We start from the raw sequence: 26,607 nt of genomic DNA, 5'->3' as shown, positions 1-26,607 counted from the left end.
TTGATTTTCGTACCTACATCATTTAACATAGGATTTTCTAGTGGTTATTTTATTTTCTGACTCATAGGTTACAATAGAACCTTCGGGTACAGAGGTGGTTACGCAAACATTAGCGCCAATAATACTATCACTACCTATTACTACATCTCCTCCTAAGATAGTTGCATTGGCATAAATGGTTACATTACTTTCAATGGTTGGGTGCCTTTTTGTAGAAGCTAATTCTTTTTTAACTTGAATTCCTCCTAGGGTAACTCCTTGATATATTTTTACGTTTTCTTTAATAATAGTAGTTTCTCCAATCACAATTCCTGTTGCATGATCTATAAAAAACGAATCGCCAATGGTTGCTCCTGGATGGATATCTGTTCCTGTTAATCCATGCGCATATTCACTCATCATTCTTGGTAAAATCGGTATTTTCATTTTGTACAATTCATGACTCAAACGATATACAGCAATCGCATGAAACCCTGGATAGGCTAGATACACTTCACCTAAGCTTTTACATGCTGGGTCAGTCTTTTCAAATGCCTTGGCATCTAAATCTAACTTTTCTCGTATTCCACAAAATGTTTGTTGGTATGCAACCCATGTTACCGAAGCATTTTTGATAGCCAACCCGTTTAAAATTTTTTTAAACTTTTCTTTTAAATGATTTGCTTTTTCTTGACATACATCATTAAACAATGCGTAAAATAATTGTTTTGTAAAATTTGCTACATCATCTTTTAATGATAAATCGTATTGTTTAAATTGCATTTATTCTTTTTTTACAAAAATAACTAACTTTCAGGAGCTAACTCAACCTCTAATCCTTCTAATTCAAGTGTTATTTGAATCTGGCATCCTAATCGGCTATTTTCTTCTACATGAAATGCTTCTGCTAACATTGCATCTTCATCATCATTCATTTCTGGCAATTCATGATTTGATTTTACATAACATTGACAAGAGGCACACATCGCCATTCCTCCACAGATTCCAATAGTTCCTTCTGGAGCAAGCTCATAAGAACGAACTACCTCCATTAAATTCATTGCCATATCTGTCGGAGCAACTACCTCGTGCATTACACCTTCTCGATCTGTTATTTTTATATTAATATCTTGATTATCCATCAGTAACAATTTATTATAGGAATCAGTAGTTAGGTAGGCTATTTTAGTTTTGCTGGTGAAGGGGCTTACTAAAAATTTGTAATTACAACATACTTATTCGCTAAACTCCTAACTACTTTCATCCTAATCCCCAATTATTCAATTGCTTTTACTACCGCTTTTGGCGCTTCTTTTCTTGTTCCATCAAAACCGTCTACACCACCAACAGTGGTATATTTCATCACATATTTTTTATCTGGATATATACGTTTATAAGCACTTTGACACATGAGTGTTGCTTCGTGGAATCCACACAAAATCAATTTTAGCTTTCCTGGATAGGTATTCACATCTCCAATGGCATAAATACCTTCTACATTGGTTTGGTAATCTAGCGCATTGTTTACTTTAATAGCGTTCTTCTCAATTTCTAATCCCCAATTGGCAATCGGTCCTAACTTAGGAGCCAATCCAAATAATGGGATAAAATGATCAGTATCTATCATGTAAGGTTCTTTCCCTTTTTCTTCTACTACAACACCTGTTACATGATTTTCTCCTAATACTGCTTTTACCTCAGCAGGTGTAATTAAGTTTATCTTTCCTAAATTCTTTAACTCTTGAACTTTTTCTACAGAGTCTAACGCTCCTCTAAACTCATTTCTTCGGTGAATTAAGGTTACCGATTTTGCTAAATCTGTTAAGAAAATAGACCAATCTAACGCAGAATCTCCACCTCCAGCAATTACCACATCTTTATCACGATACAGTTCTGGTTCTTTAATCATGTACTCCACTCCCTTTTCTTCAAAATCAGCAATGTTAGGAATCGGTGGTTTACGAGGTTCAAAACTTCCCAGTCCTCCTGCAATAGCTACCACAGGTGCTTGGTGTTTTGTTCCTTTATTGGTAGTTACGATAAATGTTCCATCGTCTTGCTTTTCAATAGTATCTGCACGCTCACCTAAGGTAAACCCTGGTTCAAACTGCTTGATTTGTTCCATCAAATTCTTAGTTAAATCTCCTGCTAAGATCTCTGGATATGCTGGAATATCGTAAATAGGTTTCTTAGGATAAATTTCTGAACACTGCCCACCTGGTTGTGCTAAGGCATCAATTAAATGACAACGTAATTTTAATAACCCTGCTTCAAAAACGGTGAATAGCCCTGTTGGCCCCGCTCCAATAATTAATATATCTGTTTGTATCATGTCCTCTTTATTTTGTCACTTCGACTACGCTCAGTAACCTCTCTCTATTTTATAAATTTATAGATTTCTTCATTTTAGCCTGTCTTGAGATTTTCGACTTCCCTCAAGATAAACTTAGGCGAAAGATTACTTTACTAAACTCTCAGTTAGCTTATTTAATGTTTCTACTTTTTGTTCAAAGTTTCCTTTGATGGTTTTTCTATAACTATTTAAGTTTTGTACTAATTGATTGATGTCTTCTGGAATTACTTCTTCAAAAAACTGACGCAATCTTTTAGCAGTTGTTGGCGATTTTCCATTGGTTGAAATAGCTACTTTTACGTTTCCTTTGGTAACAATTCCACCCATATAAAAATCACAATATGGTGGATTGTCCGCTACATTCACCAATTTATTTTGGCTTCTACAATCTTTATACACTTGTATATTTACCTCAGGAACATCGGTTGTCGCAATCACCAAATGTTTTCCTTGTAAATACGTGTCGTTATAGCTATCTATTATCATATTCACCTCACCTTTTTGAGCTACTTCAACAGTTTCTTCTCTAAAAAAAGAAGCTACCATAGTTACCTTAGCATCTGGACTCGATTTTAATAAAAATCGTAGTTTTTCCTCTGCTACGAACCCTCCACCTATAATTAGCACTTCCAATTCTTTAGTCTTTAAAAAGATTGGATATAGATTATTTCTTTCTTCCATTATACCACCTCTTTTAAAGCTACTTCTTGTTGTACTTGTAACAATTGTTGTCTATGGTTTACCACATCTCCCAACAAAATAATAGCAGGGTTACTCAAATTATTTTTAGCCACGATTTCTTCGATTGTATCTACAGTACCGATTCCTATTTTTTCTTCAGGAGTAGTTCCATTTTGAATAATGGCTACTGGTAATTCGTTCTTTCCTTCTTGCTTAAAAAGCTGAATGATTTCAGAGAGTTTGCCCATTCCCATTAAAATTACAACCGTTGCACTGGATTTTGCTGCTAAAGCAACATCATTTGATAATTGGTGCTGTTTGGTGGTTCCTGTAATGACCCAAAAACTTTCTGAGCTTCCTCTTTTTGTCAACGGAATGTTCTGATACGCTGGTACTGCTAAGGATGAAGAAATTCCTGGTACTACAGCAACCTCCAATCCGTGCTTTGCTGCGTATTCCATTTCTTCTGCTCCTCTTCCAAAAATGAATGGATCACCTCCTTTTAAACGCACTACATGTCCGTGAGAAAATCCTCTAGCAACAATCAAGTCATTGATTTGTTCTTGTTGATATCGATAGCATCCTCTGCGTTTTCCCACAAAAATTAATTCTGCATTCGGATTCACATATCCTAACAGTTCATTATTCACCAATGCATCGTACAATACCACATCAGCTTGTTCTAATGCTTTGATGGCTTTTAAGGTGATTAAATCAGCATCTCCTGGTCCTGCACCTACTACGGTTAATTTCGGTTGATTTTTCATTGGACTCTCCTTTTTTTAACTTTCTACGGCTGCCTTTCTATAAACATCTACTGTTTTATAAAATGCTGTTGCACTTTCTAAATATGCTTTTGCAAAAGCTTCCGTAGGTTCATTCTTATTAATTTGATAAATCAATTCTGCAAATGAACTTGATAATTCTATTTTATTTGTTGCTACAAACAGTTCATCAAAATTGGTAATGATTCCTGCCTGTGTATTGGTTTTTGCTCCTTCTGCTGTCAACAAGGCTTTAGCAGTGTTTACCATGGCTGCATATGCATGATAAATACTATCTGACCATTGTTGATTATTCAAGGCTTGTGAAGCATTTTCTAACTTTTCTTCACTTTCAAACAGTAGTGTTGCTACTAAGTCTATCACCACTCCTGCACATTCTCCTACCCCTATGGCTTTTACATAATTTTTATCGTGACCCCAATCAATAAAATCATCTTCCGTTAAATTGGTGGTGTCTGATAACTCTTTTAAAAGCTCATAGAAATATGTTTTTCCTTGTCTATCGTAATAACTTAAGAAGTCTTCATTGGGTTGTTTATGGCTTTCAAAGTTGTTTAATAAGATTCGTAAAGATTCTGGTCCTCTTTTACTTGGTATTTTTATCAACTTATCAGCAAAACGACCATTTCCTTCTCCTAAAACTCCTCCTCCAACTAATACTTGTAAAGCTGGTGCTAATAACTTTCCTACTTTTATAGACATTCCTTGAAAACCAATGTGCGCCATGTTGTGTTGTCCACAAGCATTCATACACCCACTAATTTTAATGGTAATATCTTTGTTATTTACATACTTTGGATATTCAGCTTTTAACACACGTTCTAACTCTGCTGCAATTCCTGTACTGCTAGCAATACCTAAATTACATGTATCGGTTCCAGGACATGCAGTGATATCATTCAAACTATTATATCCTGCGTCTGCAAAACCTAACTTTTGTAGTTCCGCATAGAAAAATGGTAAAAACTCCTCTCTTACGTGACGAATCAAAATATTTTGACGTAACGTAAAACGCAACTCATTTGCCCCATATTTCTTGATTAAATCAGCTAGCAAGCGTGCTTTATCGGTATAAAAATCTCCTAAATGTACTTTAATACCTATCGCGTATAACCCCTCTTGCTTTTGCTTGAAAACATTCGTTGTTTTCCAGTTTTGATACGCTTCTTTATCTTCAATTACTACAGATGGAACTTCGTTGGTTTCAAAAACAATGTCTTGTTCAAAGTCGGTAGTATTTATCGGGTACGTTTTATATGCTAATGCATTTCTTTCAGCTGCAACCAGTTCTAAGAAAGCATCAACACCTAAATCTTTTACCAAGAATTTTAAACGAGCTTTGGCTCTTTTTGCACGTTCTCCATAACGGTCGAACACACGTAATACTCCTTCAATAGTTGGTATCAATAAATCTGCTTCTAAAAACTCATAAATTACATCGGCATGACGTGGTTGTGACCCTAATCCTCCTGCCAATAATACATTGAATCCTTTTACTTCTTTACCGTCAACTGTTTTCGTTTTTGCAATGAATCCTAAATCGTGAATAAAACTCAACGCGGTATCTTCTTCTGTTGCAGAGAAAGACATTTTGAATTTTCTTCCCATTTCTTGACAGATTGGATTACGCAAGAAAAATTGAAAGGTTGCGTGTGCATACGGTGTTACATCAAACGGTTCTTTCGGATCGATTCCCGCAGTTTCTGAAGCTGTAACATTACGTACTGCATTACCACATGCTTCACGTAACGTAATATCGTCTTTCTCTAACTGTGCCCATAATTCAGGGGTTCTGTCTAAACTTACGTGGTGAATTTGAATATCTTGACGTGTCGTAATGTGTAAACGACCACGAGAATATTCGTCAGAAACATCCGCTATTCTATGCAACTGTTCACTCGTAACTTTACCATACGGTAATTTTATACGAATCATTTGTACCCCAAACTGACGTTGCCCGTAAATTCCTCTGGCTAGACGTAAGCTTCTAAAACGTTCTTCATCTATTTTTCCTTCGTTAAACAAACGTATTTTACGTTCTAACTCTAGGATATCCTTTTCTACTAAAGGGTTTTCTATTTCTGATCTAAAACTTTGCATGTGGTTTTTTAATAGTTGTTTGCTTATAAAAGCGTTGTTATTCGTTATGTAAGAACTCTTGCTTTGCTAACAATTGTTCTTCTGTTTCTACATGTGCATCATCTGGCACACAACAATCTACCGGACATACTGCCGCACATTGTGGTTCTTCATGAAACCCTTTACACTCAGTACATTTATCAGGTACTATAAAATAGTATTCATCAGATACTGGTTCATTCTCCTCATCTGCATTTACCGAAGTTCCATCCAATAAGGTTACATTTCCTTGTAATGACGTTCCTTCGCTATATTTCCAGTCACTCGCTCCTTCATAAATGGCTGTATTTGGGCATTCTGGTTCACAAGCCCCACAGTTAATGCACTCATCTGTAATGATTATTGCCATAACTTTTATTATTTACTTGATAAAACCAACTCCTGATGTGGTATTGGTTTTTGGATTGATGATTATAAAGGCTCCGTTAGCTTTGTTTTCCTCATATGAATCAACAAACAATGGTTTACTTACTTTTAAACTCACTTCTCCAATTTCGTTTAGTGATAATTGAGTTGGAGTTTCTTCTTTTCCAGAAAAATCGGTACGAATTAAAGATGTTAGTTCTGTTATTTTTGCTTGCGCATCATTTACACCATGCTTGATGTAATATTTTTGAGAAACTTGTAATGGTGCTTTATCCATCCAACAAATAGTAGCTTCTAATTGTTTTACCACAGAAGGTTCTTCTCCTGTTTTCACCAACATATCTCCTCTACTAACATTTACATCGTCTTCTAAGGTGATGTTCACAGAGCTTCCTCTTTTTGCTCTTGCATATTCTTTATCAAAAAATTGAATGCTTTTTATGGTAGATTTTGTTGCTGATGGTAATACCGTTACACTATCTCCTACTGCTAAATCACCTCCATACAATTTCCCAGCATATCCTCTAAAATCATGATACTCATCCGTTTTAGGTCGAATAACTGTTTGCACTGGGAAACGTGCTTTTGATACTTCTTGCGTATCTTCAGACCCCAAGTTTTCAAGGTGATTCAATAATGTTTCTCCTTTATACCAAGGGGTGTTTTCTGAAGACTTCACAACATTATCTCCTTTCAAAGCTGAAAGAGGTATGAATGTGATATTTTGATTTTGATAGTCACTCTTCTTTGCTAAATATTCTATCTCACCTTTAATCTGGTTAAATTTTTCTTCTGAAAAGTCAACCAAATCCATTTTGTTTACAGCTACTATCACATCTTTTACTCTCAATAAATTATTGATAAAAAAGTGACGATAGGTTTGTTCTACCACTCCATTTCTGGCATCTACCAAAATGATAGAGGCTTGAGAATTTGATGCTCCAGTAACCATGTTTCTGGTATACTCAATATGACCTGGAGTGTCGGCTATGATAAAGCTTGTTTTTGGTGTTGAGAAATATATGTGAGCTACATCAATAGTAATTCCTTGTTCACGTTCTGCTACCAATCCGTCGGTGGCTAAAGAAAAGTCTAAGTAATCAAACCCACGTTGTTTACTTTTTTCTTCTATTGCTTCTAATTTATCTTGGGTTAATGATTTTGTATCGTATAAAATGCGCCCTATTAGTGTACTCTTTCCGTCATCTACACTTCCTGCTGTTGCTATTTTTACTACGTTCATATTTTATGTTGTTGGCGATTGGCTATTAGCCTTTAGCACTTGCCTAGTTTTATATTATTATTAATTTTCATATCGCTAACAGCCAAGAGCTAATAGCGAAAAAACCCTTTTAAAAATATCCTTGTTGTTTACGTTTTTCCATTGCTGCTTCAGATCGTTTATCATCAATCCTTGCTCCTCTTTCTGATATGGAAGATTCTCTTATTTCGTCTACTACTGTATCAATATCTATTGCATCTGATAAAACTGCTGCCGTACAACTCATATCTCCTACGGTTCTAAAACGAACCATACGCTCTTGTACTTCTTCTTCCTCTTCTCTATACACAACTTCATCGTTTGCAGACCAGATTAACCCGTCTCTAATAAAAGTGGCTCTTTTATGAGCGAAATAGATGGATGGAATTTCAATTTTCTCTTGTTGTATATACGACCAAACATCTAACTCTGTCCAGTTAGAAATTGGAAAAACACGTACATTTTGACCTAAATCAATTCTTCCATTTAGCATGTCGAACAACTCTGGGCGCTGATTCTTTTCATCCCATTGCCCAAAATCATCTCTTACTGAAAAAATACGCTCTTTAGCTCTCGCTTTTTCTTCATCTCTACGCGCTCCACCGATACATGCATCAAAACCAAATTCTTCAATGGCATCTAATAACGTTTCGGTTTGTAGCATGTTTCGGCTCGCGTACTTTCCTGTTTCTTCTTTTACTTTACCAGCATCAATGTTGTCTTGTACTTGACGAACAATTAACTCAACACCTAATTCTTCTACCAAACGGTCTCTAAATTCAATCGTTTCAGGAAAATTATGTCCTGTATCGATATGTAATAAAGGGAATGGAATTTTTGCTGGATAAAATGCTTTTTGAGCAAGTCGCACCAGTGTTATGCTATCTTTGCCCCCCGAAAACAATAACACCGGTTTTTCAAATTGCGCGACTACTTCTCTTAATATATATATGGCTTCACTTTCTAAAGCTCCTACTTGTATCGTTTCTGTATTCATAATCATGTTCTTTAAATATGTAAACCACATTCTCTGTTACTTTCTACTTTTGTGGGATCGAAGTACTTAAACTCGTTAGGTAATTGATGCTCTTCTAAATAAGCATCTAACTTCTCATCTGACCAATGGTAAAACGGACTCACTTTTAATATTCCATCTTTACTTCTTGAAACAATATCAATACTATCTCTAAAAGCTGTTTGTCCTTTTCTTAAGTTCGTAAACCAAACATCTGGCTTATGTTCTTCCATCGCTCTTTTAAAAGGCTCTAACTTCACTTGCTCAGTAAATACCGCATGTTTTGGGTCATCAACTGTTGGTAATCCTAAAGTGATGTTTCTGTGTGCTACCGTTTGTTTAGGTACATACAACTGAATGTTTAATTGTAATTTTTCAATTAACTCTTCAGCATGTTTATAGGTTTGTGGAGTATTATATCCTGTATCACACCAAATAACATCTATACTGTTTTTTACTGATGCTACTGCGTGTAAAATGGCTCCTTCATAGGGACGAAAGTTTGTAGTTACTACGGCTTTATTTGCTTGTAGTAATGCCCAAACAATAATCTCTTTTGGAGATTTGTTTTTTAACTCTGCGTTTACTGCTTCTAAATTCATTGTTTCTATACTCATTTTTTGCCCCATTTAATACTGTTCCAAACTCTTTCGTGAAAAAAATACAGTAGCATTTTTGTTACTAATTCTACAGCTCCAATTGAAAAAGCTGTTTTTACTTGTCCTGTAATTACCCATGATATTAATATTGTATCTATGGTACCAACAACTCTCCAACTTATTGATTTTATAATGCTTCTTAGTGGCTTTTCAGAAAGCTTATCTTCTTTATAATTAGCTTTATTTTCTACTACTTGTTCTACAATCATTTTTAAAATACCATTACCCTATCGGAATACTAGGTTTTAAGTCGACAAATATACAGATGCTTTTTAATTCTCCAAGGGGAAATCAAAAAAATATTTGAATTTTACAATTTGTTAATACTACACTAAATCTGCAAGTGTGTTATTACGAAGTACTTGTAGCGTATTATCTCTTACTTGAATCATTAATTTGTGTACTGAGCATGCTTCTTCATCTGGACAGTCATCACATTTTTCGTAATAATTCAAACTAACACAGGGCACCATAGCAATAGGTCCTTCTAGTGTTCTAATAACATCAGTCATTTTAATTTCGCTCGCAGGCTTTAGCAAATAATAGCCTCCACCCTTTCCTTTTTTTGCTCCTAAAATTCCTGATTTTCGTAAGGTAAGTAATATGCTTTCTAAAAACTTATGCGAAATATTTTCGTTTTCTGAAATGGTAGCTATTTGTACCATAGTGCCCTTTTCTTGTTTTGCAATAAAAGTAAGCGCCTTAATTCCGTATTTTGTTTTCTTAGAAAGCATATCACAAATATATGCTTTACTTCTTAATTATTTAATGCTTGATTTAAATCGTTAATTATATCCTCTACATTTTCTAGTCCTACCGAGCATCGTACCAATCCATCTGTTATTCCTACTTCTAATCGATCTTCTTCACTTAACTTACTGTGAGTGGTTAATGCTGGATGTGTTACAATCGTTCGTGTGTCTCCTAAATTTGCCGATAATGAGCATACTTTTATACTATTTAAAAAGTTGCGTCCAGCTTCAATACCTCCTTTTACTTCAAAAGCGACAATGTTCCCTCCCAATCGCATTTGCTTTTTTGCAATTTCATGCTGTGGATGCGACTTTAAAAATGGATACTTTACCAAGTTCACCTTCGGGTGCTCTTCTAAAAACTGCGCCACCTTCAACGCATTCTCGCAATGTTTTTCCACTCGTATCGATAAAGTTTCTAAACTCTTAGACAGCACCCAAGCATTGAATGGCGACATTGCAGGTCCAGTGTTTCTTGAAAACAAATAAATTTCTCTTATCAGTTCCTCTTTTCCTACCACAACACCTCCTAAGACACGACCTTGTCCATCTATTAGTTTTGTAGCTGAGTGAATAACCAAATCTGCTCCAAATTTGATAGGATTCTGTAAGTACGGAGTTGCAAAACAATTATCTATCACTAACAATAAATTGTGCTTCTTTGCAATGCTTCCTAACAACTCTAAATCTAAAATATCAACTGCTGGATTTGTTGGAGTTTCAGCATACAATATTTTTGTATTCGGCTGAATTAAACTTTCAATCCTATCTACCTCATTAATTTTAAAATAACTCGTTTCTATATTCCATTTAGGTAAATACTTTGTAAACAAACTATGAGTTGACCCAAAAACAGAGCGACACGACACAATATGATCTCCCGCATTTAACAGAGCTCCAAAAGTTGAAAATACAGCTGCCATACCGGTTGCAAACGCATATCCCGCCTCGGCACCTTCCATAGCCACTATTTTGTCGACAAATTCTGTGGTATTCGGGTTTGAAAATCGGCTATATAAGTTTCGTTGCTTTTCTTCAGCAAACGACGCTCTCATATCTTCAGCATCGTCAAATACAAAACTTGAGGTTAGGTATAAGGGTGTAGAATGCTCAGAAAATTGTGTACGTTCTGTTTGTGTTCGTATGGCTTGTGTTTCAAAATTTTTGCTCATGTTATTTTTTTAGATGTTTGACCGCTTTGCTTCTAGGTAAAAGAATCAAGATTTATGGGGCTTAGCTCTTATATCTTTTCTCTCTGCTCTATTTTCTTGGTTCTTGTTTTTAAGTTTTCTATTCCTTTTTTCTGATGTCACTTCGAGTAAAATTATTGAAATGAAATAAAAATAATTTTGTATCGAGAAGTATTCTAATAGTTCTCGATACAATTTTTACTTCGTTAACACTCCATAAAAATCACTCGAACTGACAAAGGCTTTAGTAAATCTTATCTCTATTTTCTTTGTTCTCTTTTCTAGTTATTATTCTTGGCTAATCGTAAAATGTCTCCAAACACTCCTCTGGCTGTAACTTTTGATCCTGCTCCTGCTCCTTGAATGACAATAGGTTGTTCTCCGTAAGACTCCGTATAAATTTCAAATATGGCATCTGAACCTTTTAGACTTCCTAAAGGTGAATTTTCTGGTACAGATACTAATTTTACATCTAACTCTCCTTTTGTTTGTTGTAAGTCTCCATGTAAATCTCCGATATATCTCAGTACATGTTTCTCTTCTTGCGCTTCTTTTTGCTGTTGAAATGTAGCATCTAGTTTTTCTAAGTTTCCTAAAAACTCATCAGAAGATATTTCTCTAAGCTCCTCTGGAATCAAGTTTTCTATCTGAATATCCTCAAATTCGTTTTCTAAATCTAATTCACGTGCCAAAATCAATAGTTTTCTAGCAACATCATTTCCACATAAATCTTCACGAGGATCTGGTTCTGTAAACCCTTTATCAATGGCTTCTTGTAACACCGTTGAAAATGTTACGCCTTCCGAAGAAAATTTATTGAATAAATAGCTTAATGATCCTGAAAACACTCCTCGAATTCTCGTAATATTCTCTCCTGAATCGTGCAATAATTTAATCGTATCAATCAATGGTAAACCTGCACCAACATTGGTTTCGTACAAATAACTCTTCTTGTTTTTATCTAAGGTTTTACGTAGTTCTTTATAAAAATCATACGAAACGGTATTGGCTATTTTGTTAGAAGAAACTAAGTCGAATCCAGCATTGACTAATGGAATGTAATTCTCTATAAAATCTAAATTAGCTGTATTGTCTACTGCGATTAAGTTTTCTAAATGATGTTCTTTTGCATAGTCAATTACACTATCAACTGTATGCTTATCGTCTACTACTTTTTCAAGCTCATTCAACCAATTAGTTCCAACTCCATTTTTTGCTAACAACACTTTTTTAGAATTGGCAATCGCAAAAATGTTCAATTGAATTTTACGTCTTTCTAAAATTGATTTTGAGTTCTCTAAAATTTGTTCAATCAAGGTTCCTCCAACTAATCCTTTACCAAAAACAGCTATGTTTATCTTTTTAGCAACTCCAAATACTTGACCGTGAATCACATTCAACGCCTTGTGTAATTGCTCTTTCTTCACTACCAAACTCACATTTTTACCTGTAATGGTATTGTTGAATAACAAGGGAACTATTTGGTTCTTAATTAAAGCGTTGTATGGCTGATGAAACTCACTTAAATCTTGCCCAATAATTGAAATTACAGATACTTCTTCCTGTATCGAAATTTGATTTACATCTTTTGTTTGTATGTCATTTTCAAACTCTTGCTCTAAGGCTTTTACAGCAGCAGTTGCATTCGATTTGTCGACCACTAAACCAATTCCTCTTTCTGAAGAACCTTGTGAAATGATACTCACACTAATTCCGTGATTGCTCAATGCTTTAAAAATACGCGCATCAACTCCGACTTTACCTAATAACCCCCTTCCTTCAAAGTTTATTAAAGCAACCTTGTCTAAAACCGATAATGATTTGATTCCTTTTAAGGTTGACTTTGCTGTAATAAGCGTTCCATTATCGTTAGGATTGAAGGTATTTAAAATTCGTAGATTGATATTCTTCTCTAACAACGGAATAATTGTTTTGGCGTGTAAGATGTTCGCTCCAAAGTTTGCCAATTCATTTGCTTCTGAAAATGACAATACTTCTATCTTCTTAGCATCTGCCACCAAATCAGGATTTGCCGTGAAGATTCCATCAACATGCGTGTAGTTTTGCAACTCTTCAGCATCTAGATAGTTCGCTAACAACGAGGCTGTGTAATTACTTCCGTTTCTACCCAACGTAGTAGTTTCGTTTTTTAAGTTTGAAGCTATAAACCCCGCTACCACATTCACAGTTGTTCCGTTGTACTGCTTAAAATGATTTAACACATTTTCTTTAGACACCTCAATTATTGATTGTCCTTTTCCTACTGTTTCATCCGTTTTTAACAACGCTCTTGAATCCGTAGCTAGTGCATTGATTCCTTTTTGTTGCAACAAGTCGGTTACCGTTTTTATCGATAATAACTCACCTTGAGCTAACACTTCATCTTTTATCTTTTGGCTATAATCTCCTAACAAACTAACTCCCTCAAACAACTTTTCTAAGCGATTAAATTCCGTAGAAAAATCTACCAACGGAGTTAATTTTGTTTGCTCATATCGAAACGCTTCTAATTGTTCTTTAAAAGCTTCATTTTTAGCAGCTCTTTCTAAGAGTTCTTCCAGTTCATCTGTAGCATTTCCTCTTGCAGATACTACCACTGCTATCTTCTCTCCATTATTAATTTTCTGTTCTATGATAGACACTACATTTTGTATCCCTTCATTCGACAAAGATTTTCCGCCAAACTTTAAAATTTTCATTCTTTTATTTGTTGATTTTTGATTGAATATAGGTTCAATAATTTTTTCTAATTGCTTGTATTCTATTAAGAAAGCGTCATGCCCATGATCTGAATTAATTTCATTATAGGTTACATTCGCATGGGCAGATGCCAGTTGTTTATGTGTTTCTCTGTTTTCTTCCGCAGTAAAAAACAAATCGGAATCTACGCCTACAATATGGATGTCTGCCTCGATTCTCTCTAATACATCTAGCTCTTCTCTTCCTTTTGTTACATCGATGGTTTTTAATAACTGATTCATCAATTTATAGGATGCTAACTGATAGCGCTCTTGTAATTTTTTTCCGTGATGTAGCAGCCAGCTTTCTACATTAAAAATCTGTAACTCTTCATTTTTTGAACGCTGAAAACGTTTTTTAAACGATTCTGGTGTTCTGTAACACAACATTGCATGCATACGTGCATCGTGCACAGGGTTACTAGAATTGGTTAAAAATTGCTCTTGTATTTGACAATTCGCTATTAACCAATCGGTCGATTTCCAATCAGTTGCTACAGGAATTAAATGCTTGGTAATTTTCGGATTCAACACAGCCATTTCCCATGCTATTCCACCTCCTAAAGATCCTCCTATCAACGCAAATAATTGTGTTATGTTGAGTTGTTCTAGCCCTTGTAGAAAAATGTTTGCAATATCACGTGCTACGAAACTTTTGTAATCATCTATTAAGAAATTATCATAACCATTTCCTGGAATGTTAAAGCACAAAATGGTATATTCATTAGTATCTATAACCTTGGCTTCTCCTATTAAATCTTGCCACCAACCTTGGTTTCCTGCAACATTGCTATTTCCTGTGAGTGCGTGGTTAATAAGTACCACAGGAGCGGTACCCAATGCTTTTCCAAAAACTTGATAGCTTAACGGAATTGTATCGAATTGTGTACCGCTTAATGTGGTATAACTAAGAATATTAATATGCTGCAAATCATTTTTCATTACCTATATTTTTATGGGCGTTCCCCTAAAGGGTCGGGCTTTCCGTTATATCTTTTGTTGGTTCTCGATACTTGCTTCGCAAACTTGAACTGACAACAAAAGGATGCCACTTCAATCCCTAACGCGGTTTATTTTAAGCCAATACTTCTTTAGGAATTTGAGCAAAAGCTTCTTGTAAATCGGTTTTTAAATCTTCAATATTTTCCAAACCAACTGATAAACGGATTAAGTCTTTAGTAACTCCTGTGCTTTCTTGAGCTTCATCACTCAATTGTTGGTGCGTAGTACTTGCTGGATGAATAATTAAAGATTTAGTATCTCCAATATTGGCTAGTAATGAAAAGAGTTTGGTATTGTCAGCAATGGTTTTAGCAGCTTCGTAACCTCCTTTTACTCCAAAAGTTACCAATCCACTTTGACCTTTTGGTAAGTATTCATCTGCTAAGTTTTTGTACTTGTTGTCTTCCAACCCTGGATAGTTTACCCAAGCAACTTCTTCTTGTTCTTGTAACCATTTTGCTAGTTTCAAGGCATTTTCACTATGCTTTTGAATTCGTACTTCTAAGGTTTCCAATCCTTGAATGATGTTGAATGCGTTTGTCGGACTTAATGCCCCTCCAAAATCACGTAAGCCTTCTAAAATCAGCTTAAATGTATACGATGCTGCTCCTAAAGTTTCGTGATATACCAATCCGTGATATCCTGCTGAAGGTTCTGTAAATTCAGGGAATTTCCCATTTGCCCAATTAAAAGTTCCTGCATCAATAATGGCTCCTCCTAACGAGTTTCCTTGTCCTCCAATGTATTTTGTTAAGGAGTGAATTACAATGTTAGCTCCGTGTTCTATCGGATTTAATAAAGCAGGTGTTGCTACGGTATTATCCACAATGAAAGGAACTTCTGCTTCTTTCGCATGCGCTGATATAGCTTTTAAATCCAATACATCTAACTTCGGATTCCCTAGAGATTCAACAAAAAAGGCTCTAGTATTCTCTTGTACTGCTGCCGAAAAATTATCAGGGTTTGAAGCATCTACAAACGTAGTAGTAATACCCAATCTTGGTAAAGTGACATTTAATAAATTGTAGGTTCCTCCGTACAAACTACTCGAAGCTACGATATGGTCTCCTGCCTTTAATAAAGTTAATAATCCAGTCGAAATAGCTGCTGTTCCCGAAGCAAAAACTACAGCTCCTATACCACCTTCTAAAGCAGCTAAACGATCTTGCAAAATTTGATTGGTGGGATTGTTTAATCGGGTGTAAATAAATCCCAATTCTTTTAACGAAAACAGGTTTGCTGCATGTTCTGCATCATTAAAAACATACGAAGTAGTTTGATAAATAGGAACTGCTCTTGTTCCTCCATTTTGTGTTACATCATGTCCTGCGTGCAACGCGTTTGTTGCGAATTTTTGTGTACTCATTTTTCTTGTTTTTGAGTTAATAAAAAATTAAACCAAAAGCCAAAACACATCTATTTTTAGATGTTGCTTACTAGAAAAATGTTATTAAGAAATTATAAGAAGATTCTTGTAGATATTAAAGAAACTTCTTTGGGTTATCTATCCACGAGTTTTTACGCTCTGGTAGAATTTAGCACCTTCTTTGTTTGCACAAAGGGTTGCTAAGGTTTCATAGGGTCTAATCCCTCCACCTTTCTTGATAACATCGTCAATAAGTGTTTGAACTTTTACGAGCACAAATATTCAATTATAAAAATGGATTTTCCAAATTTATTTTGATTTTTATTTAAAAAAGTATTTTGAATTATTTTTAACAACAAAACATAAACAACTCAAAATCTGTGTTTTATAATATTTTATTTAAATAAAAAATTTATATAAATTTTTATCTTAAGAACTACAAGATAACATAGAACATCCTACTTTATTTCGAGCCCATTCTGGTCGTTTTGCGAACCATTTTTCATATTTTGGTTGCTCATCGTAAGGATTTTTGAGCAGTAAATATAACTCATTTAACAATACAAAGTCATTTTTATTTGCATCATCAATGGCTAATTGTGCCATATAATTTCTGAGTACATATTTCGGATTTACAGCATTCATTTTCTCTTTTTTGTCTTCATCTGAAACAGTTTCGTTTTGTAATCTATCTATATAACTTTGGAACCAGTTTTCCCAAGATTTTTTTATTTCGTCTACAACTTCTGAAGGCGTATAAAATGCTTTTTCTATTTTTTTGATTGCTTCCTCTATGCTATCATCTTTTGAAATGCTTGACAACAATCGAAAAAAAATAGTCATGTCTGTTTCTATTTTTTGAAGTACTTCTTCAAGGTTTGAAACTAACGTTCCATCTAATTCTTGCGAAGAAAAAAGTCCTAATTTTTCTCGCATCATTTGCATATACTTTTCAGGAAACTGCCCTTGGTAATTTTCCAAAACTGCTTCTAAAGGTTCTGCTTCTTCAATTAAAGGATATAAAGCATTTGCCAACTGATATAAATTCCATAAAACCACCTCTGGTTGCGAACCATATCTGTAACGTTTTTGTGTATTGTCCGTTGTATTTGGTGTCCATCCATGGTCATAACCTTCTAACCATCCATAAGGTCCATAATCAATAGTTAAACCTAAAATCGACATATTATCGGTATTCATTACTCCATGTACAAAACCTACACGTTGCCAGTGAATTACCATTTCTAAACTACGCTCTGCTACCTCTTGAAAAAAGGAAACATACGTTTCTTTTGAAGGTTCACCTAAATGAGGATAATGATGTTTAATAGTATAATCAACTAGTGCTTTTAATGTTTTTATATCTCCTCTGGCAGGAAATATTTGGTAACTACCAAAACGTAAAAAAGACTCGGCTATTCTACATACGATTGCTCCTTTTTCATAGGCAGCGTTTCCGTCATACATTACATCTCTTAATACTTCATCTCCAGACAATGCCAATGATAACGCTCTTGTTGTAGGAACTCCTAAATGATACATAGCTTCACTACACAAATACTCACGAATAGAGGAACGCAAGACTGCTAATCCGTCTGCATTTCTCGAATATGGTGTCTCTCCTGCTCCTTTTAACTGCAAAGCCCAGTTTTTATTATCATAGACTGTTTCAAATAAATTAATTGCTCTACCGTCTCCTAATTGTCCTGCCCAATGTCCAAATTGATGTCCGCCGTAGCACATCGCATACGGTTGTGTGCTTTTATATACATGATTCCCTGTAAAAATGTTCTTAAATTCCTCTGAAGCTATTGCTGTTTCTGAAAGCCCTAACTCATTTGCCATTTCTTCTGAAACATGTAAAATTTTCGGATCGGATGTTTTTTTAGGTGTTACATACGAAAAACAAGCTTCTGTAACCTGTCTTCTTGTATTTTCTTGAACTGGGTCAGCAGGTAATTCTTTAGTAAAGGTATTTTGTATATTGAATTTTAACACGTTCTATTGTTCTTTTAATTTGCTTGCATACAGTTTTTTTAATTTTGCCAATTTAGGCGAAATAACAACTACACAATACATTTGATCTTTGTTCTTTTCATAAAAATCTTGATGACTCTCATCTGCTTTATGAAATGTGGATGCTTGGCTTATTTCTGTTACAATTTCATCTTCATAATAAGGTGCCAACTTTTCTACTACTTTTTCAGCAATTTGTTGTTGTTCTTCTGTATGATAAAAAATTACAGAACGATATTGGGTTCCTACATCAGCTCCTTGCCTATTTAACGTTGTTGGGTCGTGACTTGTCATAAACATTACCAATAACTCTTCATAACTTATAATATCTGGGTTAAACGTTGCTTGTACTACTTCTGCATGTCCTGTTAAACCAGAACATACTTCTCTATAAGTTGGTGTTCCTGGAACGGTTCCTCCCATATAACCTGAAACCACTTTTTCAACGCCTTCTATTTGATTAAAAATGGCTTCAACACACCAAAAACAGCCTCCACCAACAGTTAATATTTTCATATTTCTTCTTATTCAGTATCTAATATCATTGATGCAGAGTTAATACAATAACGTAGTCCGCTTGGTTCTGGTCCATCTGGAAAAACATGTCCTAAATGAGCATCGCAAGTGTTGCACATTACTTCTACGCGTACCATACCAAAAGTAGTATCTTTTTCATATTGAATAGCATTCTCTTTTATAGGTTGTGTAAAACTAGGCCACCCGGTACCTGAACTAAATTTAATCGTTGAATCGAACAAAGGTGTGCCACAGCATACACATTTATATTTGCCAGCATCATAAACACTACACAATGCTCCTGAATTTGGTCTTTCTGTTCCTTTTTGTCTGGTAACTCTAAACTGTTCAGTAGTTAAAAGTTCTTGCCATTCTGTTGCTGTTTTTTCCACTCTTTTATCAGGTGTTGGATTGCCATTAACTGCAAAATTAATTACGTTTTTCCAAGTTAAAATTTTGTCGCTCATCCTGCTCTTTCGTTTTATTTAACTTATTAGTAGTTTCTTTTCTTTGTTACTTACAAAGCTATGATTCTCTCTAAAACTTTAATCATAATTTAAAAGATAATTAAATAATTTTTTCAAGGATGATTTATATCATGTTTTAAATCATCTTTTACCTATTAATTTGTAATAAAAACCACTATACCTCTTACTTATAACATAATTTAAGTTAAAATAATTACAAATTACAAGCTTTTATCAGTATTTACTAAAATAAAAAAATAATGAATGTCTTAGATAATAGAACAGTCGCTGATTATGTAATAGAGAATATAAAAACAGCTCCTATTTTTAAGAAATATGGAATTGATTTTTGCTGCAAAGGAAATATAACAATAAATAAAGTCTGCCAAAAGAATAAAATAAACTTAAATACGTTAAAAAGTGAATTAGAAAATGTTGAAAGCGTTAGTGATGTACTTCAAGATTATAACACTTGGAGTTTAAACTTTTTAACTCTTTATATTGAAAATGTACATCATTCTTATGTAAAAGAAAGTTTACCTATAATTTCTCAATATATAAATGAAGTTATAAAAACCTATGGTAATACACATCCTGAACTATTAAAAATTAATAAACTATTTAGAAAAGCTTCTTCTGAAGTTCTATCTCACCTTCAAAAAGAAGAACAAATACTTTTCCCTTATATAAAACAGCTAATAGCAGCTAACAAAGGGCATAAAAAAATAAGTATTCCTTCATTTATCACGATACATACTCCTATAAAAATGTTAGAATACGAACATGAAGAAATTAATAATCTTTTTAGAGAAATAGCTAAACTAACAGATAACTACTCTATTCCAGAAAGTGTCTCTAATACGTATAAAGATCTTTACATTAAACTTGAAGAGTTTGAACAAGATTTATATCATCATATACATTTAGAACACAACATACTGCATAGAAAAGCACTAGAATTAGAAAAAAAAACAAATTATTATAAAAAAAGGAGGAGTGTTTAAACACTCCCTTTTTTATAGCTTTTTAAATCGATTAAAAGCTTCTTTTTCTAACTCTTCTATAAAATTAGGATGCGCTATAGAAATTAGTGCTTTTGACCTTTCTTTTAAACTTTTTCCAAACAAATTAACCACTCCATATTCCGTAGCAACATAATGTACATGAGCTCTGGTCGTAGTTACACTTGCTCCTTCTTTTAAAAATGGAGTAATTTTTGAAATTCCTTTTGTGGTAACAGAAGGCATTGCTATAATGGCTTTTCCTCCTTTTGATAATGAAGCTCCTCTAATAAAATCCATTTGACCACCAACTCCAGAATATTGGTATTGCCCAATAGTATCAGCACAAACTTGTCCTGTTAAATCTATTTCAATAGCACTGTTTATAGCTGTTACTTTAGGATTTTTCTTTATGATAGAAGTATCATTTGTATAACCGGCCTCTTTAAAATGTACTAGAGGATTATCATCTATAAAATCATATAACTTTTGTGAACCTACGGCAAAACAAGTAACTATCTTTCCTGTTTTAACCTCTTTTTCTTCACCAGTAATTACACCTCTTTCTATTAATGGTAGTACTCCATCAGAAAACATTTCTGTATGAATTCCTAATCGTTGATGATTTTTTAAGTTATGTAATACAGCATTTGGTATATTACCTATTCCCATTTGTAATGTTGCACCATCCTCTATTAGTTCAGCTATATTTTGCCCAATTTTTTTTTCTATTTCTGAAGGTATTCCTATTTCAGAAGTATGTATTGGAACATCAACCTCTACAGCATAATCTATATTACTCATATGAATAATTCCATCCCCATGAGTTCTAGGTACATTAGGGTTAATTTGAGCTATAACTGTTTTTGCTGTTTGAATAGCTGGTAATGTAATATCAACTGAAGTCCCCAACGAACAATAGCCATGTTTATCTGGTGGAGAAACTTGAATAAAAGCTACATCCAATGAGTAAATATTTCGGCGGAATAACCAATGAATTTCGCTTAAAAAAATAGGAATATAATCTCCATTATTAGTATTTACTCCTTTTCTTACATTATCACCTACAAAACAGCTAACTAGTTTAAAGGATTTACAATATGGTTCTTCTAAATACTTTGCCTTACCATGTGTGTGGATTTGAATAATCTCTATATCATCTAACTCATGATATCTATTACACAAGCTATCAATTAATAAATTAGGAGTCATTGCTGCTCCTTGAAAGAAAATTTTATCATTTGATTTTACAATACTTACAGCTTCTGCAGCCGTAACAATACAAATCTCTTTTCTCATTATTCTAAAGTTTTACTCTGCAAATTTCCCCATAAACCTTATTTAAATAAATGATAAAAATCATACATAGACTTATTTTTAGACAAAAGTATATTTTATAGTTTTTCTAGGGCTTAATTTCATAGTTATTCTAAAGCCCATCTGTATAACTATTTCCTGTTGAATATTAAACATTAAAATACGGTTGTTTTTGAGGATCTTTATCAAGATTGAAAGTAACAAGGAAAGGATTAAAAACTACGCGGTAGGCATTTCTATAGTGACATCTTCTTTAGTGAAGATTCAATAAGGTGAGTTGATTCAGTATAACGTGCTTTTACTACAATAATACCCTCGAAAATAAAGATCAAAAAAAAACCTCAATCTTTAAAAGATTGAGGTTTAATAAAGAAAGGCAACGACCTACTCTCCCACCTGTGGCAGTACCATCGGCGCTAATGGGCTTAACTTCTCTGTTCGGAATGGTAAGAGGTGAGCCCCATTGCGATAATCACCTTAAATCGTTTCAGTATATTTCAACTGTAAAAGTTAACATATTAGTAAAATCATATCCTAAATCATCAAAGAGTTTGCTCCCGGCCACTAGGACCGGGATACGTACATAAGCCTATGGGTTATTAGTACTACTCAGCTACATACATTACTGCACTTACACTTATAGCCTATCAACGTGGTGATCTTCCACGACCCTTTAAAGAAATCTCATCTTGTGGTGGGTTTCGCGCTTATATGCTTTCAGCGCTTATCCCTTCCCGACGTAGCTACTCTGCAGTGCCCCTGGCGAGACAACAGATACACTAGAGGTCAGTCCAACTCGGTCCTCTCGTACTAAAGTCAGATCCACTCAAATTTCTAACGCCCACAGCAGATAGAGACCGAACTGTCTCACGACGTTCTGAACCCAGCTCGCGTGCCACTTTAATGGGCGAACAGCCCAACCCTTGGGACCTTCTCCAGCCCCAGGATGTGACGAGCCGACATCGAGGTGCCAAACCCCCCCGTCGATGTGAGCTCTTGGGGGAGATCAGCCTGTTATCCCCGGAGTACCTTTTATCCTTTGAGCGATGGCCCTTCCATGCGGAACCACCGGATCACTATGCTCTACTTTCGTACCTGATCGACCTGTATGTCTCTCAGTCAAGCTCCCTTATGCCATTGCACTCTACGCACGGTTACCAAGCGTGCTGAGGGAACCTTTAGAAGCCTCCGTTACTCTTTTGGAGGCGACCACCCCAGTCAAACTACCCACCACGCACTGTTCTCATTGCTGAGTTAGGCTCTAGATAAGCAAAGGGTGGTATTTCAAGGATGACTCCACAACGCCTAGCGACGCCGCTTCAAAGTCTCCCACCTATCCTACACATTACTTATCCAAAGTCAATACGAAGCTATAGTAAAGGTTCACGGGGTCTTTTCGTCCCGCTGCGGGTAATCGGCATCTTCACCGATACTACAATTTCACCGAGCTCATGGCTGAGACAGTATCCAGATCGTTGCACCATTCGTGCAGGTCGGAACTTACCCGACAAGGAATTTCGCTACCTTAGGACCGTTATAGTTACGGCCGCCGTTTACTGGGGCTTCATTTTATTGCGTCGCCGAAGCTAACAACTCCACTTAACCTTCCAGCACCGGGCAGGTGTCAGGCCTTATACATCATCTTTCAATTTAGCAAAGCCCTGTGTTTTTGATAAACAGTCGCCTGGATCTTTTCACTGCGGCCAACATTGCTGTTGGCGACTCTTCTCCCGAAGTTACGAGTCTATTTTGCCTAGTTCCTTAGCCATGAATCTCTCGAGCACCTTAGAATTCTCATCCCAACTACCTGTGTCGGTTTACGGTACGGGTTCTTATAATCTGAAGCTTAGAGGTTTTTCTTGGAAGTTTTTAGGCACACTATCCACGCATCCGAAGACTTGTGGTACTATCACACTTCAGCTAAACCAGCGGATTTGCCTACCAGTCTAATACCTAAATGTTTCAACGAACTATTCCGTCAGTTCGCGGTGCTTTCAGTACTCCGTCACCCCATCGCAATTATAAGAAGTACAGGAATATTAACCTGTTGTCCATCGACTACTCCCTTCGGATTCGCCTTAGGTCCCGACTAACCCTCAGCTGATTAGCATCGCTGAGGAAACCTTAGTCTTTCGGTGAGGGGGTTTCTCGCCCCCTTTATCGTTACTTATGCCTACATTTTCTTTTCTATACGTTCCAGCATGCCTCACAGCACACCTTCAGCACATATAGAATGCTCCCCTACCACTTTTAAAAGTCCATAGCTTCGGTAATATGTTTATGCCCGATTATTATCCATGCTCGACCGCTCGACTAGTGAGCTGTTACGCACTCTTTAAATGAATGGCTGCTTCCAAGCCAACATCCTAGCTGTCTGGGCAGTCAAACCTCGTTTTTTCAACTTAACATATATTTGGGGACCTTAGCTGATGGTCTGGGTTCTTTCCCTCTCGGACATGGACCTTAGCACCCATGCCCTCACTGCTGAAAAACATTTTATAGCATTCGGAGTTTGTCAGGAATTGGTAGGCGGTGAAGCCCCCGCATCCAATCAGTAGCTCTACCTCTATAAAACTTTTATTCAACGCTGCACCTAAATGCATTTCGGGGAGTACGAGCTATTTCCGAGTTTGATTGGCTTTCACCCCTACCCACAGGTCATCCAAAGACTTTTCAACGTCAACTGGTTCGGTCCTCCACTGTGTGTTACCACAGCTTCAACCTGCCCATGGGTAGATCACTCGGTTTCGCGTCTACTACTACTAACTATAACCGCCCTATTCAGACTCGCTTTCGCTTCGGCTCCAGACCTTAAATCTTTAACCTTGCTAGCAACAGTAACTCGTAGGCTCATTATGCAAAAGGCACGCCGTCACACAGTAAATGTGCTTCGACCGCTTGTAGGCGTACGGTTTCAGGTTCTCTTTCACTCCCTTACTTAGGGTTCTTTTCACCTTTCCCTCACGGTACTAGTTCACTATCGGTCTTTCAGGAGTATTTAGCCTTACCGGATGGTCCCGGTGGATTCATACAGGATTACACGTGTCCCGCACTACTCAGGGTACTGCTATATCCTCTTCGATTACCTGTACGAGACTATCACTCTCTGCGGTTCGTCTTTCCAAACGATTCCAGTTCTCTTAGATTCTAATGTCGCAGCCCTACAACCCCAATATTGCCGTAACAACATTGGTTTGGGCTAATCCGCGTTCGCTCGCCACTACTAACGGAATCACTTTTGTTTTCTCTTCCTATGGTTACTTAGATGTTTCAGTTCACCACGTTTGCTCACCCGAAGGTGTGACATGTCTTCAACATGACGGGTTGCCCCATTCGGAAATCTACGGATCATAAAATATGTGCTTCTCCCCGTAGCTTATCGCAGCTTATCGCGTCCTTCTTCGCCTCTGAAAGCCTAGGCATCCTCCATACGCCCTTATTTAGCTTATTGTACTTTTTGCTGTAGCTTGCGCTACAACGAGCTCTTTATAATTCTTGTTCTTATAAAAATATGTTGTTAGATATTATCTAACTCTCTATCTTGATTCTTTACGATATCATTTTACCAATATGTCAATGAACGTTGTGGCGAGTCGCCACTGACAAGTAATTAAACTTGTTAGTTACAATCTGCCTGCAATACTCTCAGAAATAATAATTCTTATTATCTCTGGACATTGCCCAGTGGAGAATATCGGAGTCGAACCGATGACCTCTTGCGTGCAAGGCAAGCGCTCTAGCCAGCTGAGCTAATCCCCCAATTGCAAATTCAAAATTATGAATTCAGAATTATGAATTGTGAATCCCAACTTCTAGAATTTCCTTTACTTAGTCTTAAAATTGTAGTCTCGGGCAGACTCGAACTGCCGACCTCTACATTATCAGTGTAGCGCTCTAACCAGCTGAGCTACGAGACTGTCTTAGACAGCTTAGATATTAATATCAAACATCTAAAAATTATCTCATTTTTAAGATCTTAGTCTATTTTTTAAAATTAACAGCAAAGAGCAAAATTAACCTCTATTGTAACTCACCATCTTTCTCTAGAAAGGAGGTGTTCCAGCCGCACCTTCCGGTACGGCTACCTTGTTACGACTTAGCCCTAGTTACCAGTTTTACCCTAGGCAGCTCCTTGCGGTAACCGACTTCAGGCAGGCACCCCCAGCTTCCATGGCTTGACGGGCGGTGTGTACAAGGCCCGGGAACGTATTCACCGGATCATGGCTGATATCCGATTACTAGCGATTCCAGCTTCACGGAGTCGAGTTGCAGACTCCGATCCGAACTGTGATATGGTTTATAGATTCGCTCCAACTCGCGTTGTGGCTGCTCATTGTCCATACCATTGTAGCACGTGTGTAGCCCAGGACGTAAGGGCCGTGATGATTTGACGTCATCCCCACCTTCCTCACGGTTTGCACCGGCAGTCTCGCTAGAGTCCTCAGCTTTACCTGCTAGCAACTAACGATAAGGGTTGCGCTCGTTATAGGACTTAACCTGACACCTCACGGCACGAGCTGACGACAACCATGCAGCACCTTGTAAAGTGTCCGAAGAAAAAGGTATCTCTACCCCTGTCACTCTACATTTAAGCCCTGGTAAGGTTCCTCGCGTATCATCGAATTAAACCACATGCTCCACGCTTGTGCGGGCCCCCGTCAATTCCTTTGAGTTTCAATCTTGCGATCGTACTCCCCAGGTGGGACACTTATCACTTTCGCTTAGTCACTGAGACAAATCCCAACAACTAGTGTCCATCGTTTACGGCGTGGACTACCAGGGTATCTAATCCTGTTCGCTCCCCACGCTTTCGTCCATGAGCGTCAGTATATACGTAGTAGACTGCCTTCGCAATCGGTATTCTAAGTAATATCTATGCATTTCACCGCTACACTACTTATTCTATCTACTTCCGTATAACTCAAGTCAACCAGTATCAAAGGCAGTTCCATAGTTAAGCTATGGGATTTCACCTCTGACTTAATTGACCGCCTGCGGACCCTT

At 36.3% G+C, this 26,607-nt stretch carries 20 protein-coding genes, 2 tRNA genes, 3 rRNA genes and 1 riboswitch (1 of these 26 only partly in view); of the genes, 1 reads left to right on the top strand and 24 read right to left on the bottom strand.

Annotated elements, in window-relative coordinates; genetic code table 11:
• Positions 1-18 precede the first annotated feature (18 nt).
• From epsC to msrB, 18 genes are all read right to left on the bottom strand, one after another.
• Complete coding sequence (gene epsC / locus ACXIHB_RS01095) at positions 19-762, bottom strand: serine O-acetyltransferase EpsC (RefSeq protein WP_159616656.1); 744 nt, start codon at positions 760-762, stop codon at positions 19-21.
• A 23-nt stretch (positions 763-785) separates the two neighbouring features.
• Positions 786-1,121, bottom strand: a complete 336-nt coding sequence (locus ACXIHB_RS01090) for a 2Fe-2S iron-sulfur cluster-binding family protein (protein WP_073182911.1) — start codon at positions 1,119-1,121, stop codon at positions 786-788.
• A 134-nt stretch (positions 1,122-1,255) separates the two neighbouring features.
• Positions 1,256-2,311, bottom strand: a complete 1,056-nt coding sequence (locus tag ACXIHB_RS01085; protein ID WP_159616658.1) for an NAD(P)/FAD-dependent oxidoreductase — start codon at positions 2,309-2,311, stop codon at positions 1,256-1,258.
• Between the two features lie 126 nt (positions 2,312-2,437).
• On the bottom strand, positions 2,438-3,013 hold the full coding sequence (locus tag ACXIHB_RS01080) for a precorrin-2 dehydrogenase/sirohydrochlorin ferrochelatase family protein (protein WP_159495368.1): 576 nt from the start codon (positions 3,011-3,013) through the stop codon (positions 2,438-2,440).
• Entirely contained in the window at positions 3,013-3,780 is a 768-nt protein-coding gene (cobA, locus tag ACXIHB_RS01075) for a uroporphyrinogen-III C-methyltransferase (protein ID WP_462098677.1), read from the bottom strand. Before cobA ends, ACXIHB_RS01080 begins: the two co-directional genes overlap by 1 nt.
• A 15-nt stretch (positions 3,781-3,795) precedes the next feature.
• Positions 3,796-5,898, bottom strand: coding sequence for a HEPN domain-containing protein (locus tag ACXIHB_RS01070; protein WP_462098676.1), 2,103 nt, complete (start codon positions 5,896-5,898; stop codon positions 3,796-3,798).
• 37 nt (positions 5,899-5,935) lie between these two features.
• Complete coding sequence (locus ACXIHB_RS01065) at positions 5,936-6,286, bottom strand: 4Fe-4S dicluster domain-containing protein (protein WP_462098675.1); 351 nt, start codon at positions 6,284-6,286, stop codon at positions 5,936-5,938.
• 12 nt (positions 6,287-6,298) lie between these two features.
• Positions 6,299-7,546, bottom strand: a complete 1,248-nt coding sequence (locus tag ACXIHB_RS01060) for a sulfate adenylyltransferase subunit 1 (protein ID WP_462098674.1) — start codon at positions 7,544-7,546, stop codon at positions 6,299-6,301.
• 109 nt (positions 7,547-7,655) lie between these two features.
• Complete coding sequence (gene cysD, locus ACXIHB_RS01055; protein WP_196781629.1) at positions 7,656-8,561, bottom strand: sulfate adenylyltransferase subunit CysD; 906 nt, start codon at positions 8,559-8,561, stop codon at positions 7,656-7,658.
• Between the two features lie 11 nt (positions 8,562-8,572).
• On the bottom strand, positions 8,573-9,181 hold the full coding sequence (locus ACXIHB_RS01050) for a phosphoadenosine phosphosulfate reductase domain-containing protein (protein WP_159495372.1): 609 nt from the start codon (positions 9,179-9,181) through the stop codon (positions 8,573-8,575).
• An 11-nt stretch (positions 9,182-9,192) separates the two neighbouring features.
• Positions 9,193-9,447: a DUF2061 domain-containing protein gene (locus ACXIHB_RS01045; protein WP_073182924.1), complete on the bottom strand. Its 255-nt coding sequence runs from the start codon at positions 9,445-9,447 to the stop codon at positions 9,193-9,195.
• A gap of 117 nt (positions 9,448-9,564) precedes the next feature.
• Positions 9,565-9,972: an RrF2 family transcriptional regulator gene (locus ACXIHB_RS01040; protein ID WP_047789518.1), complete on the bottom strand. Its 408-nt coding sequence runs from the start codon at positions 9,970-9,972 to the stop codon at positions 9,565-9,567.
• A gap of 23 nt (positions 9,973-9,995) precedes the next feature.
• Positions 9,996-11,162 (bottom strand): O-succinylhomoserine sulfhydrylase, encoded by a 1,167-nt coding sequence (locus ACXIHB_RS01035; protein WP_462098673.1) that lies wholly within the window; start codon positions 11,160-11,162, stop codon positions 9,996-9,998.
• 299 nt (positions 11,163-11,461) lie between these two features.
• Positions 11,462-14,860, bottom strand: a complete 3,399-nt coding sequence (gene thrA, locus ACXIHB_RS01030; protein WP_462098672.1) for a bifunctional aspartate kinase/homoserine dehydrogenase I — start codon at positions 14,858-14,860, stop codon at positions 11,462-11,464.
• Between the two features lie 133 nt (positions 14,861-14,993).
• Positions 14,994-16,286 carry an O-acetylhomoserine aminocarboxypropyltransferase/cysteine synthase family protein gene (locus ACXIHB_RS01025; RefSeq protein WP_281979371.1) on the bottom strand — a complete coding sequence of 431 codons (1,293 nt, stop codon included), beginning with the start codon at positions 16,284-16,286 and terminating at the stop codon, positions 14,994-14,996.
• Between the two features lie 131 nt (positions 16,287-16,417).
• Positions 16,418-16,531, bottom strand: a riboswitch (SAM riboswitch).
• Between the two features lie 184 nt (positions 16,532-16,715).
• Positions 16,716-18,284: a protein adenylyltransferase SelO gene (locus tag ACXIHB_RS01020; RefSeq protein ID WP_462098671.1), complete on the bottom strand. Its 1,569-nt coding sequence runs from the start codon at positions 18,282-18,284 to the stop codon at positions 16,716-16,718.
• Positions 18,285-18,287: 3 nt separating this feature from the next.
• On the bottom strand, positions 18,288-18,818 hold the full coding sequence (gene msrA / locus ACXIHB_RS01015; RefSeq protein WP_462098670.1) for a peptide-methionine (S)-S-oxide reductase MsrA: 531 nt from the start codon (positions 18,816-18,818) through the stop codon (positions 18,288-18,290).
• An 8-nt stretch (positions 18,819-18,826) separates the two neighbouring features.
• Positions 18,827-19,273: a peptide-methionine (R)-S-oxide reductase MsrB gene (msrB, locus tag ACXIHB_RS01010; protein WP_462099325.1), complete on the bottom strand. Its 447-nt coding sequence runs from the start codon at positions 19,271-19,273 to the stop codon at positions 18,827-18,829.
• 272 nt (positions 19,274-19,545) lie between these two features.
• Here msrB and ACXIHB_RS01005 point away from each other — a divergent pair, with 272 nt between their 5' ends.
• Complete coding sequence (locus tag ACXIHB_RS01005; protein WP_173361162.1) at positions 19,546-20,289, top strand: DUF542 domain-containing protein; 744 nt, start codon at positions 19,546-19,548, stop codon at positions 20,287-20,289.
• A gap of 12 nt (positions 20,290-20,301) precedes the next feature.
• Here ACXIHB_RS01005 and ACXIHB_RS01000 read toward each other — a convergent pair whose 3' ends face one another.
• The 6 genes from ACXIHB_RS01000 to ACXIHB_RS00975 form a co-directional block, all read right to left on the bottom strand.
• Complete coding sequence (locus ACXIHB_RS01000; protein WP_462098669.1) at positions 20,302-21,585, bottom strand: acetyl-CoA hydrolase/transferase family protein; 1,284 nt, start codon at positions 21,583-21,585, stop codon at positions 20,302-20,304.
• A gap of 389 nt (positions 21,586-21,974) precedes the next feature.
• Positions 21,975-22,083, bottom strand: a 5S ribosomal RNA gene (rrf, locus tag ACXIHB_RS00995).
• 99 nt (positions 22,084-22,182) lie between these two features.
• Positions 22,183-25,054: ribosomal RNA gene (locus tag ACXIHB_RS00990) — 23S ribosomal RNA — on the bottom strand.
• Between the two features lie 234 nt (positions 25,055-25,288).
• Positions 25,289-25,362 (bottom strand) — tRNA-Ala (locus tag ACXIHB_RS00985).
• Positions 25,363-25,446: 84 nt separating this feature from the next.
• Positions 25,447-25,520, bottom strand: a tRNA-Ile gene (locus ACXIHB_RS00980).
• Positions 25,521-25,650: 130 nt separating this feature from the next.
• Positions 25,651-26,607: ribosomal RNA gene (locus tag ACXIHB_RS00975) — 16S ribosomal RNA — on the bottom strand (it continues 567 nt past the right edge of the window).
• Together the 16S, 23S and 5S rRNA genes with 2 tRNA genes alongside form the textbook arrangement of a ribosomal RNA operon.

Source organism: Tenacibaculum sp. IMCC1, assembly GCF_054906355.1.
Note: the sequence above shows the minus strand (reverse complement) of the source record. Positions and strands in the feature narration are given on the sequence as shown.

Coding starts and splice junctions, on each gene's coding strand:
- epsC (WP_159616656.1), bottom strand. CDS start 762: ATGCAATTTAAACAATACGATTTATCATTAAAAGATGATGTAGCAAAT.
- ACXIHB_RS01025 (WP_281979371.1), bottom strand. CDS start 16,286: ATGAGTACACAAAAATTCGCAACAAACGCGTTGCACGCAGGACATGAT.
- ACXIHB_RS01005 (WP_173361162.1), top strand. CDS start 19,546: ATGAATGTCTTAGATAATAGAACAGTCGCTGATTATGTAATAGAGAAT.
- ACXIHB_RS01045 (WP_073182924.1), bottom strand. CDS start 9,447: ATGATTGTAGAACAAGTAGTAGAAAATAAAGCTAATTATAAAGAAGAT.
- msrA (WP_462098670.1), bottom strand. CDS start 18,818: ATGAAAATATTAACTGTTGGTGGAGGCTGTTTTTGGTGTGTTGAAGCC.
- ACXIHB_RS01050 (WP_159495372.1), bottom strand. CDS start 9,181: ATGAATTTAGAAGCAGTAAACGCAGAGTTAAAAAACAAATCTCCAAAA.
- ACXIHB_RS01000 (WP_462098669.1), bottom strand. CDS start 21,585: ATGAGAAAAGAGATTTGTATTGTTACGGCTGCAGAAGCTGTAAGTATT.
- thrA (WP_462098672.1), bottom strand. CDS start 14,860: ATGAAAAATGATTTGCAGCATATTAATATTCTTAGTTATACCACATTA.
- ACXIHB_RS01065 (WP_462098675.1), bottom strand. CDS start 6,286: ATGGCAATAATCATTACAGATGAGTGCATTAACTGTGGGGCTTGTGAA.
- ACXIHB_RS01085 (WP_159616658.1), bottom strand. CDS start 2,311: ATGATACAAACAGATATATTAATTATTGGAGCGGGGCCAACAGGGCTA.
- ACXIHB_RS01080 (WP_159495368.1), bottom strand. CDS start 3,013: ATGGAAGAAAGAAATAATCTATATCCAATCTTTTTAAAGACTAAAGAA.
- ACXIHB_RS01090 (WP_073182911.1), bottom strand. CDS start 1,121: ATGGATAATCAAGATATTAATATAAAAATAACAGATCGAGAAGGTGTA.
- ACXIHB_RS01035 (WP_462098673.1), bottom strand. CDS start 11,162: ATGAGCAAAAATTTTGAAACACAAGCCATACGAACACAAACAGAACGT.
- ACXIHB_RS01070 (WP_462098676.1), bottom strand. CDS start 5,898: ATGCAAAGTTTTAGATCAGAAATAGAAAACCCTTTAGTAGAAAAGGAT.
- ACXIHB_RS01040 (WP_047789518.1), bottom strand. CDS start 9,972: ATGCTTTCTAAGAAAACAAAATACGGAATTAAGGCGCTTACTTTTATT.
- cysD (WP_196781629.1), bottom strand. CDS start 8,561: ATGAATACAGAAACGATACAAGTAGGAGCTTTAGAAAGTGAAGCCATA.
- ACXIHB_RS01060 (WP_462098674.1), bottom strand. CDS start 7,546: ATGAACGTAGTAAAAATAGCAACAGCAGGAAGTGTAGATGACGGAAAG.
- cobA (WP_462098677.1), bottom strand. CDS start 3,780: ATGAAAAATCAACCGAAATTAACCGTAGTAGGTGCAGGACCAGGAGAT.